This window comes from Ruegeria sp. CJ6 (genome assembly GCF_056536665.1).
Genome location: NZ_JBQFQB010000001.1, coordinates 288,098 through 303,179 on the forward strand (window position 1 = coordinate 288,098; position 15,082 = coordinate 303,179).

At 54.9% G+C, this 15,082-nt stretch carries 14 protein-coding genes; 1 reads left to right on the forward strand and 13 read right to left on the reverse strand.

Annotation, left to right across the window (positions count from 1 at the left end):
• Positions 1-4 precede the first annotated feature (4 nt).
• The 5 genes from ACR0BT_RS01435 to ACR0BT_RS01455 form a co-directional block, all read right to left on the reverse strand.
• Positions 5-757 (reverse strand): outer membrane protein, encoded by a 753-nt coding sequence (locus ACR0BT_RS01435; RefSeq protein ID WP_255612112.1) that lies wholly within the window; start codon positions 755-757, stop codon positions 5-7.
• An 80-nt stretch (positions 758-837) separates the two neighbouring features.
• A complete protein-coding gene (locus tag ACR0BT_RS01440; protein ID WP_170817690.1) occupies positions 838-2,082 on the reverse strand; it encodes a DUF3179 domain-containing (seleno)protein in 1,245 nt (414 codons plus the stop codon).
• A 45-nt stretch (positions 2,083-2,127) separates the two neighbouring features.
• The gene (locus ACR0BT_RS01445) at positions 2,128-3,795 is read right to left on the reverse strand and encodes a sulfatase-like hydrolase/transferase (RefSeq protein ID WP_170393264.1); all 1,668 of its coding nucleotides are present in this window, start codon (positions 3,793-3,795) and stop codon (positions 2,128-2,130) included.
• 99 nt (positions 3,796-3,894) lie between these two features.
• On the reverse strand, positions 3,895-5,535 hold the full coding sequence (locus ACR0BT_RS01450; protein ID WP_170393263.1) for a sulfatase-like hydrolase/transferase: 1,641 nt from the start codon (positions 5,533-5,535) through the stop codon (positions 3,895-3,897).
• A complete protein-coding gene (locus tag ACR0BT_RS01455) occupies positions 5,532-5,810 on the reverse strand; it encodes a hypothetical protein (RefSeq protein WP_170421299.1) in 279 nt (92 codons plus the stop codon). The genes ACR0BT_RS01450 and ACR0BT_RS01455 overlap by 4 nt, the downstream gene beginning before the upstream one ends.
• A 239-nt stretch (positions 5,811-6,049) precedes the next feature.
• On the opposite strand from ACR0BT_RS01455, the gene ACR0BT_RS01460 reads away from it, so the two are divergent.
• Positions 6,050-7,267 (forward strand): tetratricopeptide repeat protein, encoded by a 1,218-nt coding sequence (locus ACR0BT_RS01460; protein WP_480762387.1) that lies wholly within the window; start codon positions 6,050-6,052, stop codon positions 7,265-7,267.
• A gap of 11 nt (positions 7,268-7,278) precedes the next feature.
• On the opposite strand, the gene ACR0BT_RS01465 is transcribed toward ACR0BT_RS01460, so the two are convergent.
• The 8 genes from ACR0BT_RS01465 to ACR0BT_RS01500 form a co-directional block, all read right to left on the reverse strand.
• Positions 7,279-7,893: a TetR/AcrR family transcriptional regulator gene (locus ACR0BT_RS01465; protein WP_170393260.1), complete on the reverse strand. Its 615-nt coding sequence runs from the start codon at positions 7,891-7,893 to the stop codon at positions 7,279-7,281.
• A gap of 83 nt (positions 7,894-7,976) precedes the next feature.
• On the reverse strand, positions 7,977-8,846 hold the full coding sequence (ppk2, locus tag ACR0BT_RS01470) for a polyphosphate kinase 2 (RefSeq protein WP_170393259.1): 870 nt from the start codon (positions 8,844-8,846) through the stop codon (positions 7,977-7,979).
• 48 nt (positions 8,847-8,894) lie between these two features.
• Complete coding sequence (locus tag ACR0BT_RS01475; RefSeq protein ID WP_480762388.1) at positions 8,895-9,848, reverse strand: alpha/beta fold hydrolase; 954 nt, start codon at positions 9,846-9,848, stop codon at positions 8,895-8,897.
• Positions 9,838-10,755, reverse strand: coding sequence for a homoserine O-acetyltransferase MetA (gene metA, locus ACR0BT_RS01480; protein WP_170610376.1), 918 nt, complete (start codon positions 10,753-10,755; stop codon positions 9,838-9,840). Before metA ends, ACR0BT_RS01475 begins: the two co-directional genes overlap by 11 nt.
• 38 nt (positions 10,756-10,793) lie before the next feature.
• Complete coding sequence (locus tag ACR0BT_RS01485; RefSeq protein ID WP_170562988.1) at positions 10,794-11,666, reverse strand: ATPase; 873 nt, start codon at positions 11,664-11,666, stop codon at positions 10,794-10,796.
• Between the two features lie 49 nt (positions 11,667-11,715).
• Positions 11,716-12,627, reverse strand: a complete 912-nt coding sequence (locus tag ACR0BT_RS01490) for a DMT family transporter (protein ID WP_480444162.1) — start codon at positions 12,625-12,627, stop codon at positions 11,716-11,718.
• An 82-nt stretch (positions 12,628-12,709) separates the two neighbouring features.
• On the reverse strand, positions 12,710-13,936 hold the full coding sequence (locus ACR0BT_RS01495; protein WP_170393255.1) for an OmpP1/FadL family transporter: 1,227 nt from the start codon (positions 13,934-13,936) through the stop codon (positions 12,710-12,712).
• A gap of 137 nt (positions 13,937-14,073) precedes the next feature.
• Positions 14,074-14,961: a DMT family transporter gene (locus ACR0BT_RS01500; RefSeq protein ID WP_480762390.1), complete on the reverse strand. Its 888-nt coding sequence runs from the start codon at positions 14,959-14,961 to the stop codon at positions 14,074-14,076.
• Between the last annotated feature and the right edge of the window lie 121 nt (positions 14,962-15,082).

Sequence of the window (15,082 nt, forward strand, 5' to 3'; positions counted from 1 at the left end):
CCGCTCAAAAGCGGTAAGTCGCGCCAATCAGTGGACCGGATTGGTCGAACTTGAAATCGTTTCCGTCGATGTCGTGGTCGAATGAGATATAGCGGTATCCACCGCGGATCAGCCAACGATCATTAATCGCATAGTCGGCTGTCAGCAGAACCTGCCATGTCTCGCTGCCGCTGCGGAAGCCGCCATAGTCTACAAACCCAGTTCCTGACCATTTGTCCGAGAACTTGACGCGTGCGCGGGCCCCGATTACGGGATCGGTCCAGCTTGAATCAACCGTTGTTCGACGGCCGGGGGCCGCGCCTGGTTGCAATTCAAAGTCGGTTTCCGTGCTGAACCACCTGAATCCACCGACAATATCCACATTTGCGGTTTGATCCTCGTAGACCCTGTAGCCGACATAGCCGCTGAGAAATTGCGTGGTAAAGGATGTGTCCAAGCCTGAGCTGGCAGGGCCGGGAGTGTCGCTGCTGAAAGACAGATTGGTATAGTTATAGTCGGCCAACAGGGACCACCGGCCATTTGTGGCGGCAAACGCGGCCATGAAGGCAAAATCGAGATTGTCCAACGCATCGGAAAAACTCAGGGTGCCATCCAGTGTACCCATCGGTGTGCTGAGTGAGGTCTCAGTTTCCGGCATGAAAAGATAGATTGAGGCCTCATATGACCAGTCCGACTGTTGGGCCAAGGCCATTGGTGCCATCGAACCTGCCATTGCGAGGCCAAGAGCCAATCCTGTCCACTTTACTGTCACATCCATTTTCCGTCTCCCGCCAAGAACCTTGAATTGATTTCTATTGTCGCCTCATGCCAACCTAGCCAGGCGCATTGTTCGTTCCTTCATGCTGCCACGTCTTCGGATTTGCCTGCGCCGTCACCGACACGATTGATATCGGTGCTGGGAAAAAACTCGGACCAGACATGCCAGAACACGCCTGCGCGCAGCGTTTCGACCCGTTGTAGTTGGCCCTGATCAGACATTCCCCAAAAGTCACATTGGGTCACGGGTTGACCGCTGTCATTGTACCAAACGCCCAAGCTTTCAAATTTCGGATCGAGGCTGACGACGATATCCCGCCCGCCGACACGCGCGTTGACGATCCAATCGTTGTCGACAACGAAATCGTCGGTCCAGCAGGTGGCATCCTGTCCGATTGTGATCCCCCAGACATAGGTTTTATTCGGCAGCCGATTGTCCGAACGGTCCATGTTGTCCATCACCGGAGCCTCTTCCTGATGCTGGCGGCCAATGCCCCAGCCGAACGTGATCTCGGTCATCATGTCCAGCAACCGCAGCAAGGGGTTTGGGGAGGGTTTGTTCAAAAACACCTCTCCATCCGGGAAAGCCTTTTGAAATCCACGGAAAGTCATCCGATAGGTTGGCCAGGGTGTCATCTGCGCTTCGGGCCGCAGAGGGCACGCGAGGCCGTTTGCATTTGTGTCACGATCCGCTTCGCGAAAGCCGTATATGTGCTGGATGGGTTCACCAGTATCGTTGTCCCGCAGGATCAGGTTGTTGCCGTGCTGGGCGAGAACCTCAAGGTTCAGCCGTTTGCCTTCGATGCTTGGCGCATAGCCCTGACCGAGATTGGCCATGGCGCAATAGGTCATCACGACGTCTTCTCCGCCCAGCCCTTTGTCGTCGCCCGCCAAATGTGGGCGCATGATTTGTGCATCAGGATGGGCTCGGGCATGGCCGTCATTCTCAATCACCATCACGGGGGCAGTCGGCCCGACATATTTGCGGGCCTCGTCGATGGGAAAATACTGCGCGTCATTTAGCTGATTTCTCAGACCTAGATGAACCCAGACATAGGGAAAGCCATAGAGAAGTAGAACAAGTAAAGCGGCAATGAGCCAAAGCCAGAACGGCCCGGCTCCCAGGGCGAAATGCGCGAGCGTTGCGAGAGCAAATGCGCCCAACCCGATGGCAATCAAGCGGTATTCATTGCGGATGAAGCGCACCATATTCTCGCGCTTTACCTTCAACAGCATCTGGGACACGTCGCCCAAATCACGGAAGTAGACGAACCCGATCCCAAGTGATCCGATTAAACCCAGTGCGAATAGGAGTAATCCAAGCATGTGATGATCCTAGAAACTTGAGTGAATGACGACGGCGACACCGTGCTATTGCTGCGGGGATTGGCTTTTGATCAGGAAAGCCTCGACCGCTTGTTGGGTTTCGGGGCGCAGGTTCTCGATCCCTTCATAGGGCACGCCATACGCGGGTGGCGTGTCGGGGAATTTCTCTTTGCGGGCCATGTGTCGGCCAAGGATGCGTGCGAATTCCTGCCCGCCCCAGGCGCCAACCTCGGTCGAGACTGAATATTCCTCGCGCGTGTCCCGGTAGAGATCAAAGAACTTTGCCAGAATAGCGCTTTCCCCGGCTCCCGGCAGTTTGAGCTTAAGCTGGTCCTTCACGATCGCCTCGGGTTTGTTCACCGAATAGATGATCACGTGATCTCTGCGCGCTTTGGCTTCGTCCGCAAACAATAGCGCTGCGGATTGATCGACGCCATCCACAAGACGATCTCGCGGGATGTATTGCTCGGCCCCCGCAAAACGTGAAAGCGTTGTATAAAGGTCCGAAACGTGAATGATGCTGTTCAGCAAACCATCTGCCTGAATCATCCCCGGCCAGCGAATAAAGGCGTCTACCCGAACGCCGCCCTCAGTCGTATCCCCTTTGCCACCAGCATATATCATCGGAGTATAGCCCGATTGCGGGGCGTATTTGGTAAAGTGGCCGTTGTCCCCCATAACGATGACGATGGTATTCTCGCTGACCCCCAACTCTGCCATGCTGGCGAACAAATCACCCAGCCATTGATCCAAAAGTTGCATCTTGTCGACATAGAGACCGCCATTCGCGCTTTCGGGACCAGAACGTCCGGCGCGGGTATTATCCAGAGGGATCATCGGCCAATACTGCAGGAAAAAGGGGGTATCGTCGCTGGCAAGACGTTCAAGCTCTGACAAGGTTTTGTCCTGAAAGGCCTGGTTCATCTCATCGTATTTGGCCGCATTCCAGCGCTCACCTGACTCCATCCGAATTTCGCGAATTGGACCGCCCGTTTCGCCTTCGATGACGGTCATCATCGCTGAGGCGTCCGGCCTGAACCAACCGTCCAGCGTGTATTTGTCATCATAATCTCTGATCGCGACCGAGACCTGCTCTTTGATTGCATCATCATTGAAAATCGTCAGCTGACCCTGCTGGTGAATGGCGTGTTGCGCATAGTCAAAGCCTTGGTTCATCGCCCAACTTTCCGCGATATCTCCCATGTGCCACTTGCCAACATGGCTGGTTGCGTAACCAACCTGTTTCAGCACTTCGGCCAACGTCACTTCTGCCCCCGGCAGTCCAAAGCCGGCAATATCAACGGTGGTATCACCCATTCCCATGCGTACAGGCAGCCGCCCTGTCATTTGGGCGACGCGAGTAGGGGTGCAAGAGGGTTCGGTATACATCCGAACCATGCGCATCGCGTCGTCGGAGAAATCGTTGATATTCGGCGTCGAGTAACCCCGAACGGCGTTCAACTCGGGTATCCCCATGTCGCCGAATCCCAGATCATCGATCAGAACGCTGATGATGTTCGGTGGCTTACCGTTGTTGCCTTCGCGAAATGCAGCCAGGGCTTCATCCACAGCCATATCATCCTGGGCCCATTGCTCTGCGCGCTGTGCTTGCAAGATATAGAATTCGGCATCGTGTTGGATTGGGTTTTCTTGCGCGAACGTGCTGCGCGCGGCAAGGCTGGCGAATAAAACCAATACCCCTGAAATCTTCATTCGATATCCCCCGATCATGTACTGGGCGGAACGCAAACACTCCTGCCGCTGATTTCACATTAAAACATTATCATATTTAAACAGGAATTTCTGTAGCCTTCACTGCTGCCAGCTCGTGAACACATCGCGAGCCAGTTCAGATTCCGGACGCAGGTTGTCGATGCCCTCGTAGGGGATGCCGCGCCCGATTTCGGAATGCGGGTGTTTCGCGATCATCTTCTGATGGCGTTTGATCATGTCCTGAAACGACGCTCCGGCCCAAAGTGAGTAACCGACCAAAGGGTGCAGTTCGCGTGGATCACGATAGATGTTGAAGGTCGGGGCCGCCGCTCCGGGTTGGCCGGGCGCGGGCAGGTGCATTTTGAATTCCTGCTTGACCACCGAGCGCAAAACCGGGCCTTCATAGACATATACATAATCGCGGCGACCGTTGCCTTCACCGTTCAGCAGCAGGGCGGTCTGATCGACACCATCGATGATGCGGTCGCGCGGGATATGATCAGTCGCGCCTGCGATCCGAGCCATTGTGGTATAGATATCAGACACATGAAAGATATCTCCGGCGGCGCTGTCAGCCTCGATTACTCCGGGCCAGCGAATGAATGCATCCGTGCGTACGCCACCTTCCAGATGTTGGGTCTTACCGCCACGATAGATCAGTTGATTGAGCCCCGAAGTTCCTTCGTAGTGGTACATCAGTCCATTGTCGGCCATCAAAACCACAATCGTGTTGTCGGCTTCTCCGGTTTCTTCGAGCTTGACCAGCAGGTCACCGATCCAGCCATCCAGTAGTTGCAGTTTGTCAGCATGAAACCCGCCGTTGCGAGAGATCGCGTTCTCGGCATAAACGAAATTCAGCGGGTAGAGCGGCCAATATTGCAGGAAAAACGGTTCTTCCTCGGCTGCGGCACGCTCCAATTGCTCAAGAGCCTGACGCTGATACCTCTCGTTCATCGCTTCATACTTGGCTTGGGTCCAGACCTCGCCCGGTGACATATCCACCTCTCGGGCGGTGCCGCCTGCTTCTGCCTCGACACCAGTCACCAGTCCGTAGGGTTTGAAACGCTCATCCAGCAGAAACTGATTGTTCTGCCCCTCGGGCACGTATCCGAGCATATTATTCGCGCGCATCGCCTCGGGGGTCATGAGGCTCAGTTGAACTTGTTGATGCAGGGGGAAGGCGGCCCAATCGAAACCTTGGTTGTGGGGGTAGGCCTGTTCGATGTCACCTTGGTGCCACTTGCCAACATGCACGGTGTTGTAGCCAACCTCTTTTAGGATCTCGGGCAGGGTCACCTCGCTGGCTGGAAGGCCTTCGCCTACCAGAGCCACTTTGACTTCCGTCACACCGGCACGCACCGGATGTCGCCCGGTCAGCATCGCCGTTCGGGTCGGCGTGCACGAGGGTTCCGTGTACATCCGCATCAGCGACAAACCTTCGGTGGCGAACTGGTTGATGCTGGGCGTTTCGATGCCCATGACGTAGTTCATCTTGCGATCACCCATCTGACCAAAGCTGATGTCGTCGATCAGGATGTACAGGATATTGGGTGGTTTGCCCCCGTTTGCGTCGCGGATTTCGGCCAGTTTCGCGTCAATCTCAATGTCCTGGGCATCCCAGACCGCGCCGAACTGGGCACGCAGAAATTCGAACTCACCATCGTGAATAATCGGGTTCTGTTGGGCATATGCCGAAGCTGCAGTCAGGATTAGCGCGGGCAAAATGTGTTTCAGGGTCATTTCAAGCCTTTCGTTTTATCCAAATGCCCGGGCGTACCCGGAACGTCTGACAGCTTTGCTTCGATAGAGCTTCGCAAATCAGTAACGGTTTCCGCCAGATCCGCGAGGTACCGAGGGCGAACACCCGTGTCGGAAAGAGGAGACTGAGCCAGCTCGGTCATCATCTCCTGATAGTCGAGGCAAATCCGGTCGAACTCACTGTCTTGGGCGCGCATGTTTCGCAGCAGAACGGAGGTTCCCGGGAATTGTGCGTCAAAGAAGTCTTCTTCGTCCATCCGCGTTGCCTTCGTGGAAATTGCTCATAAAGCATGCATTCCCTAGAATATGACTTGAACGTATAAAGCCGCATGCTACCGTAGCACCATGGGGTCAAGCCATTGTCATGAAAGGATAGTTCTTGACTGCCCAGGCGGATAACAAACAACGTGACACAGCGCCTTCTTTCTCGGATGAGGAGGTGCGAAGTGCTCTTGAGCGGGTATTGAACTCAGGTGGCTTCAAAGGATCTGCCCGAATGCGGGCCTTTCTTAGCTATGTCGTGACCGAAGCGCTTGCGGGCCGCACGGATGAGATCCGCGCCAAGACCATTGCCATGGATGTTTATGGCTACAGCGCCGACGACTTGACCAAGCGGGAAGGGGTTGTGCGCGTTGATGCGGGTCGTGTCAGGCGAAAGCTAAAAGCTTATTACGGAGGTGATGGCGCAACTGATCCCGTGGTGATTTCTCTGCCTGTCGGTAGCTATGCACCCGAGTTTACGCTGGGGAGTTCGCAAGCCCAAAACCCACAGGGCATTCGGCGAAGCGCGTTGGTCATCGCGTTCTTTCTGGCTTTGATTGGCGTAGGCATCTGGGTATCAGGCTATTATTCAAAGAATGAGCCACGCAGCGCTGTGGGCCGAGGGCAAAGCGCGATTTATGACGTATCTCCCGCGCGGGTAGAAGCGATAAACCTTTGCAGTGCTGGCCGCGATGTGATGTTCCCCGTCGTTGATCTATCGCGTCTGCAACCGGCTTTGCTGATTTTTGAGACGGCGATTGAACGAGATCCACTCTTTTTCTGCGGCTATGCCGGAGCGGCACAGGTCGAGACCATGCTGGCCATTTTGTTGTTCTTTGAACCGGATGCAGAAAGGTATTTGAAGTCTGCCGATGAAAAAAGCGCCCATGCGATGGATATCGCACCTGATGAGGCCTGGGCGCTTTCGGCGCGGGCCTGGCTGGAATTTGCACTGGGCAATTTCGATCGGGCATCGGCCCTGTCTCGCAGAGCCGTTGATCTGGCCCCCACCGATCCGCATGTCGCTGAGTTCGATGCACTTATTTCACTCTATACTCTGAATTTCGAGCGGATCCTGGCGCAATCTGAATGGTATGAAGAGCTCGCGGAACGCAGCGGCGGGCTTGTCTTTGGCAATGTACTAGGGTCTGCGCATTTTCATACCGGAGACTATGCCGCGGCGATCCGAACTTACGAGGACACGATCGAGCGCGGAGGACCATTTGGGCCGATTTCAGCGGCCTATCTGATGGCCGCACATTGGAACAATGGCGAACAAGTCGAGGCACGGCGTCTCGCCAATGTTTACCAGAAAACTTGGCCTGGTTTTCCGCTGGAGGCCCTGAAGCGCCGCGTATTCAAAGAGTCGCAACCGGTTGATGCGCTTATTGCAGGCGTGAGGGCAGCGGGAGTCCCGTTGGTCGACGGCGAGACCGCCCGCGAAAGCGATTGACTGGCAGGGTCTTATTCGTCCTGTGCGACCAGACCCAGACCGCGCAGATAGATACCAATTCCGCTCTCCAGAAGGTCTTCGGGTGGGAAGGGGGAACTTGCGCCGGTATTGCGTGCGAAAAGTTCGACAACACCATGGCTCATGGCCCAGATATGGGCGCTGAACATCGAAGCGGGCGGACGCTTCTCCGGCGGAATATGCTGCGACAGATCGCTGGCGGCCTTTTCAAGCACGTTTTTGGCCCGGTTCGCGGCCAGCGCCAGTTCCGGTGTACGATTGATTGAAATCCCGCTTTCGAACATCGCAATATAATAGCCGGGGTGCTTGCGGGCAAAGGCGAGATAGGCGCGGCCCGTGGCCTCAAACGCCGCAAGTGCCGAGGGTTGCCCTTTGTCATAGGCAAATTGCATCAGGTCGGCGAACATCTCAAACCCCTGACGGGCAGCCTCGGCGATCAGGTCCTCACGCCCTTCGAAATGGCGATAAACGGCTGCGGGAGTGACCCCAGCGGTCTTTGCGGCCTCTGACAATGTAAAACCGGTCGGTCCCTTCTGTTCGATCAGGGACAAGGCAGCCTCCATCAAGGCTTGCTTTAGGTTTCCGTGGTGATATCCGCGTTTCGTCATCCCGGCCTCAGGCGCGTTTTATTGTATATATGCAGCGGCCAGGGCCTAATCCAGCGTAGGCTGAGCAGAGTGTTGCAATTAGCTTATGCATCCCAGATTTCCGGACCACCACTGATCTTTTCATCCGGCATGCCCACCACTTCCAGGTTTTTGCCTTCGTAGTCGAGTTGGCTTAGCACGGTGCGAATGGCTGCCAGCCGGGCGCGTTTCTTGTCATCTGATCGAATGATCGTCCAAGGGCAGTTTTCGGAATGGCTTCGTGTAAGGGTTTCGGTAATCGACTGGCTGTATTCGTCCCATTTGTGTAGGCCTGCGATGTCGATCGGGCTGAGTTTCCACTGCTTCAGAGGGTCGGTTTCGCGGGCAAGAAAGCGGTTAAGTTGCTCGGCGCGCCCGACATTCAGCCAGAACTTGAAGATATGTATGCCATCATTGCTAAACCCGGTTTCCAAGGGCAGGACCTGCCTGAAAAAACGTTCACGCTCTTCCGTCGTGCAGAAGCCAAAGACATTTTCGACAACGCCCCGATTATACCAACTGCGATCAAAAAACACGATTTCACCAGCCGATGGGAGATGAGAGATATAGCGTTGGAAATACCATTGGCTGCGTTCTGCGTCCGAGGGTTTGCTAAGCGCCACGTTCCGCGCGCCCCTTGGGTTCAAATTCTCGCGGAACCTTTTGATGGTTCCGCCTTTGCCAGCGGCGTCACGGCCCTCGAACAGGATAGCGATGCGCTGGTCATTCTCCTTGACCCATCGCTGCATCTTGACCAGCTCAATCTGCAGACCTTCCATCTGCTGATCGTATTCCTTGCCTTTAAGCTTTTTGGAGTAGGGGTAGGTCGGGTTCAGAATTTCACCCTTCTTGGCCTCTTCAATAGCCGAGCGTATGGGTTTTGGGGCGTGGTTGTGAAAATAGTTCTCGATAGTGTCCGGGTCTGATTGGGTCATGCACGCCTCGCAATAAAATCCATATCTTACTATGAATTACGGATGGGCTTAACGCAAACCCGCGCGCTCGGCTGCGCGGTTGATTGCGGCGGCAACCTCTGGGGCGGCCACAACCTGCGGCATGTGTCCTATGCCGTCCAATTCGATCAGCTCAGCGCCAGGGATTTGTTCGATCAGGCGCTCGGAATGCCAGCCCAGCCCGACAGTCGTATCCGCCGTACCGTGGACAATTTCGGTTGGCACGGAGATCTCGCCATAGCGGGGTTGAAGCTCGGTGATTTCATCCAGCAGATTTGCACGCTGTTTGGCATTTGCGTGCATCGAAGACTGGCGCATGGTCAAGCCCGGCCCGAAATGCTCGGCATATCCTTCGGGGGCTTTTTGCGGTGCAAACACCTGGTCCAACGCCTTCGTAACAAACCAGTCAGGAACAAATGCGCTGACCAAAGGCAAAGCAAGGGCGTTGCCCGCTGTCGTCGCACCAATAGTGTTGAACGCGTCCAGAGGTGTTTCCCACGGGATCGCCGCCGGAGCGATCAGGACCAAAGCTTCGATGTTGTCGGGCCGAGTGACAGCCCAGGCAAGCGAAACCGAACCGCCATAGCTTTGCCCGGCGACGATCGGTTTTTCTGCGCCTAGTTTCGATGCGGCTCGTTGTAGGATTTCCGCTTGTTCGACAATGGTTTCGCCGTCGGAGTTAAAGCTATCTGAATATCCAAGACCCGGGCGGTCAAAGACGATGACGCGATAGGTCTCGGCCAGAATTGGGGCCAGCGCAAAAGTCATGTCGCGCGTGTTTCCGCTGGACCCGTGGATAAGCACCACATCCGGCCCTACGCCCATCACGACGGCATGCACAGCAACGCCATCGACATCGACGATCTGGCCTTCTGGCGGAAACGAAGCCTCGGCGCTGCTTTCACGCTGCGCGCTGCGCCATGCGGTCACAAGGGCGAGACCCACAAGCGCAACGCTGAGTGATATCAAAAGCTTACTGGCCAATTTTACTCATATCAAACGGGGTTGTCTGGTAAATTTCATTGATCCAGTTACCATAAAGCAGATGCGCGTGACTGCGCCACCTGTTCTGAGGGTTCTGGCTTGGATCATCGTCGGGATAGTAGTTGATAGGCACATTAATCGGCGTGTTATTTGCGATGTCCCGGTCATATTCCTGTTTGAGCGTATCGCTGTCATACTCAAAGTGATTGAAGATATAGAGCGCCCGATGCACGGGATCTTCGATCAGGCAGGGGCCGACATCATCACTGCCAAGCAAAGTGATCAGATCAGGAACCGCATCGATCTCGTATTGCCGCATCTCGGTCCAGCGGCTGACGGGTATCACGCAATCATCAGAAAAACCACGCAAAAATGGAGACGCGGGTGCTAGGTTCCGGTGCCGGAAGCAGCCAAAGGCCTTCGCATCCAGCATGTGTTTTTCAACGTCGTGGAAATGGTTGATCATCGCCATACCACCCCAGCATACGCCAAATGTGGAATGCACATTGGTCTGGGTCCACTCGAACACTTCGCGGATTTCATCCCAATAGGTGACGTCAGCGAAATCCAGATGTTCGATTGGTGCACCGGTTATGATCAGGCCGTCGAACTTCTGGTTCTTCACCTCCTGAAAAGGATGGTAGAACTCGGCCATATGCTCGGCGGCGGTATTCTTGGTCTGGTGTTCCGTCATGCGGATCAGCGATAGCTCAATCTGCAGCGGGGTCGCTCCGATCAGGCGTGCGAACTGGTTTTCGGTCTGTATCTTCTTTGGCATCAGGTTCAAAAGCCCGATCCGAAGGGGGCGAATATCCTGCCGTGCGGCCTGATCATCAGCCATGACCATGACGCCCTCATTTGTCAGGACTTCAAAGGCGGGCAGGTCAGAGGGGATTTTGATCGGCATTTGGTCACGCTGTTGAAACTGCGAAGGAAGTCTGGAACTTAGGCGGGGTTGGGGCGGGTCTCAAGGGTGCGTTCGATCAACTCATCGAAATCGCCACTATCCCGCACTTTGGCGATGTCATCGGCTGCTATTGTAACGCCCCAATTTCGGGCCATCGCTTCATAGCGTGGCTGCCGGTGCGCCAGCGCTTGCGCATAGGTCCAGCGGATGAATGCATCCGGATCAACCTTGGTGCCGGAACACTTGTTGAGGGCGAGGTATTCGTCCCAAACCCTCTGCAGGAACTCTGCCTTATAGGACATAGGCTTTGGTGCCTTGTCGAAGCGTTTGATCAGTTCTTCAGTGTGGGCTTCATCGCCCTTGATCCAGATCATCAGGGTCTGGCGCGACAATTCGGTCAGAATGTGGTCATTTGGATTGTCAGGCTCTACCCATTCGCAGATTGACCCGCCGGTATCGCAGATAAAGTGTGGATAGCTATAAAGACGATTGGCCCGGTCTATGAAATACTTGGTATCCAACAGGGCATGGATTTCGGCCTGACGAAACTGGTCTTGCCGCAGCTGATATTCCGAGATTTCAAGGCCTCCCAGATCGGGATTGCCCGGCTTGCCCAGATAAGTCGACACCGGGGTCAGGTTCTGAAACGTGATGTTCGACCCGATATATATTGAATCCGACAGCAAAAGCTCGCGGAGAAAGGGTACTTTCATCGCCTCAGCCTTGGCATTGTCCGCGATATGTTCGCCCATATAGCGGGTGCCGATGCGGTAATCGATTGAATAGTGGAACCAGTCCCCGGCATCTCGCAGCGTGTTTGAGACATAGGATTTTCCCAACCCGGACATACCGAAGAACAACACCTTCTTTCGCGCAGCCTGACGCCAGTCCGTTGCCGAGTTGTAGATCATAATCCGCCGTCCCTTGTTTTGCCCTAGCTAAAACGGGCCGCTGGCGGCGTCAATCGCGTCGGCGAGATCGGCTGAGGATGAGCAAGCCGATCGCCAGTACCGTAAAACCAATAAAAGCACGTGGTGGCAAAGCTTCATCGCGCACCAAAGCACCCATTAGGATTGCGATTGGAGGAATGATGAGCGTTACGAGCAGAACATTGCCGCTGCCTGCTTGTTGCAGCACCCGATAGTACAGCAAATAGGCTCCGGCTGTTGCCAGCAGGGCGTAATAGGCGATTGCCAGCCAGGTTTGCAGGGGCAGGGTGAAGGTCGGAACTCCATCGACCAACAACATAACAGGCGTCATCAGGATCGCAGATCCGGTCAACATACCTGCCGCGGCGATCTGAGGGGGAAGGGCGCTCATGTGGCTACGCGCCCAGATGGCTGCAAACGCATAAGAAAGCGTCCCAGCCAGGATCGCAACCTGACCCAGGTTGCTTGGGTTTAGGTTACTAAACTGTCTGAGGCCAATTGTGATTGAAACGCCCAGAAACCCAAGCCCTACGCCAAGGAGGCGGGTTTTGGTCAGCCTCTCGTCGCGAAAAAACAAGGCCGCCAGAAGGACGCCGAAGATCGCGGTGGCAGCGTTCAGAATCGATGTCAGCCCAGTTTCGACATAGAGCTGCCCCCAGGCCATAAGCGAGAATGGCAGGACATTGTTCAACAGCCCCATGATCAGAAAAATACCCCAGACCTTCGGATCGCTCGGGACCGGTTGGCGTTGAAAGATGATGACGATCCACAACGCCAGCGCTGCCCAAAAAACCCTGTGGAAAACTGATGTTATGACGGGAATCGTATCAAGTGCGATTCGGATCGCAAGGAATGACATTCCCCAAATGACACCAAGGAGTATCAATTCGGACCAAGTGCGAGCTGTGAGTGTTTTCTGAGAAGTCATGGCTTGTTCTGGCATCTCTCAATCAGCATATCGACCCGGAACATGCGAAAAAGCCCCACCGAATTGGCGGGGCTTAATATGCACATTTGCATCTGCTTTAGTTCAGCGCGTAAGTCACCTGAATACCAACGCTCCATGCGCTGTTGCCAGTGAACGTGGCACGGTTATCGGGGCCAGTACCGTTGGCAGTGGCATCCCCAATATCCGTGTAGCGTACACCACCGGAAATCTTGGCCTTTTCAAGAGAGTAAGTGCCGCCCAGACCGATACTCCAGAACCCATCCGTCGGGCCTAGGTTCGAGACCGAGTTCCCCTGAGAGCTCTCGTAACCCAGCGTTACCGCGCCAGAGAATTCTTCGCTGAACTGATAGCCGAGACCCAGTGAGTAGGTCCATGTCGCCTCTTCGTAGTCGACCAGGTTAATACCTGTCAGACCAGTATAGACCGGCGGTGCGTACACGGTTTGCGGCCAGTCAACCCAACGGATCGAACCAAACAACAGGGTTTTTGGCGCGACACCTGTCTGGAAATCGAGATTGACCGATTGAGGCGTCACAACCTCGGTCGATGAATCGGCGCTGACGCGACCCACGACGGGTATTCCGGGTGGAACAATTCCAGTGATGGCATCGTTCGCTTCGGTCTGCGACAGATCATGTGTGATTTTCGAGTTATAGGTCAGAGCGACCCGTGCGGCGATATCTGGCCGTTCCCAAGCAACACCGACAACGTAACCGAAATCGATCTCGGCATCGGTTTCAACGCGGTATCCGCCGGACGCGAATGGTGTTGTGCTTGCACCAGCGATCGGAACTGAAACACTTGCTTTCAGACGCTGGGCGCGGAGACCACCGATAACACTGAAGCCACCATCCAATTTGTAGCGAAGCAAAGCCGTGATCGCATCGGTATCTGCTTTTGCGCGAAGCACGTCAGTTGTTGCTCCGGGAAGACCTGCCAGAGCCAAGACATTCTGCGACAAGGGATAATCCGAAGAATAGTCGATATCCGCGCCAAACGGCTCGTCATAAACCAGCGCGAAGTCGAGCTTTTCGGTCAAAGAAGTCTTGTATGCCAGATGCGGCGTGAAAAAGCTGTTCGAGACATTGCCCGAGTCAATCGTTTCCCCAAACGTCGGGCTGGTCGGGATTTGATCCTCCATCGATCCGCTTACGTCCGGCTTTGTATACCCAAGCCGAAACTGCACGACAGATCCCTCTTCGAACAGGATGTTAACACCTTGCCCACTTCGGTCTAGGCCGCCGGCCTGCGCCGCGGTTGCCCCAATGCACAACGCGCATGTGTGCAACAACACTCGTTTCATATATTCCTCCCTACACTGTCCAAATTGCCTGTTATACGCATCCTCATTGGGCGTATTCGGCCTCGTTACCGCTTTTTACTGTCTTAAACTTTAAAATTGGGTCAACCGGTGACGGAGCGTTATTCAGCAAAATAGCTCTATGCGGGTGTTGCTGAATTGTTACGGTTCTCGGACCAAACGTTCAGGAAAATCCCGGCAAAGATCACCACGGCCCCCAGAAGCGTCCAGTGATCCAGCGGCTCGTGATAAATGACCATCCCGAGGATCGCGATGGTCGGAAGGCGTGCAAAATCAAACGGCACGACCACGGTCGCAGGCGCGATGGCCAGGGCATTGGTAATACAGTAGTGGGCCAATAGGCCTGCCAAGCCGACAAGCAAAAGAAGCGGCGCAGTCGTTAAGGTTGGAAGTGTTATTTGCCCATCCAGACCTGATGCAACCAGACCCAAACCGGCCTGCATCAAAGTAAGCCAGAACATAATGCATCCGATGCTGGCTGTGCGCGTTAAGGACTTGGTCGATATTGCTGTTAACGCGAAGAAAATCGCAGATGCGGCCGCAGCAATAACGCCGGGACTAAGTGTGGCGGCCCCTGGACGGGCCACAATGAGAATCCCGGCAAATCCGATCAGGGCTGCGGTCAGACGCAAAGCGGTCAACCTCTCGTGCAGCAGCAGTGGGGATAGCAGGATCACCCAGATGGGTTGAGTGAATTCGAGTGCAAAGACCTGGGCCAACGGGATCATCGTTACTGCATAGAACCACAGGTTCTGCCCGGTGAAATGCAACACGTTCCGAATACCATGCAAACCAAGACGTTTGGTGGTTACCTGATGCCATTTGCGTGAAGCCGAGAGGACGATTGCCACCACGCAGATACCAACTAGGCTGCGATAGAACATGATCTCAAAGGTGTCGTGTGTCACGCTCAGCTCGCGGCCGGCAATGGCCATCGATGTGAATGAGGCGATCGCCCCTGTCATCCACAGCGCCGCCTTACCGATCTGCATTTTATTGCTGTTCATGAGATCTCTTACATGTGCCGTGGTGCAACGGGCTGAATAGATTGCGTTTTACCCGATGAAGCAAGGCTAAATGTAAGTCTGGCCGTCTATGATCGCTTTGGGTGAGCGGCTTAGATGATGC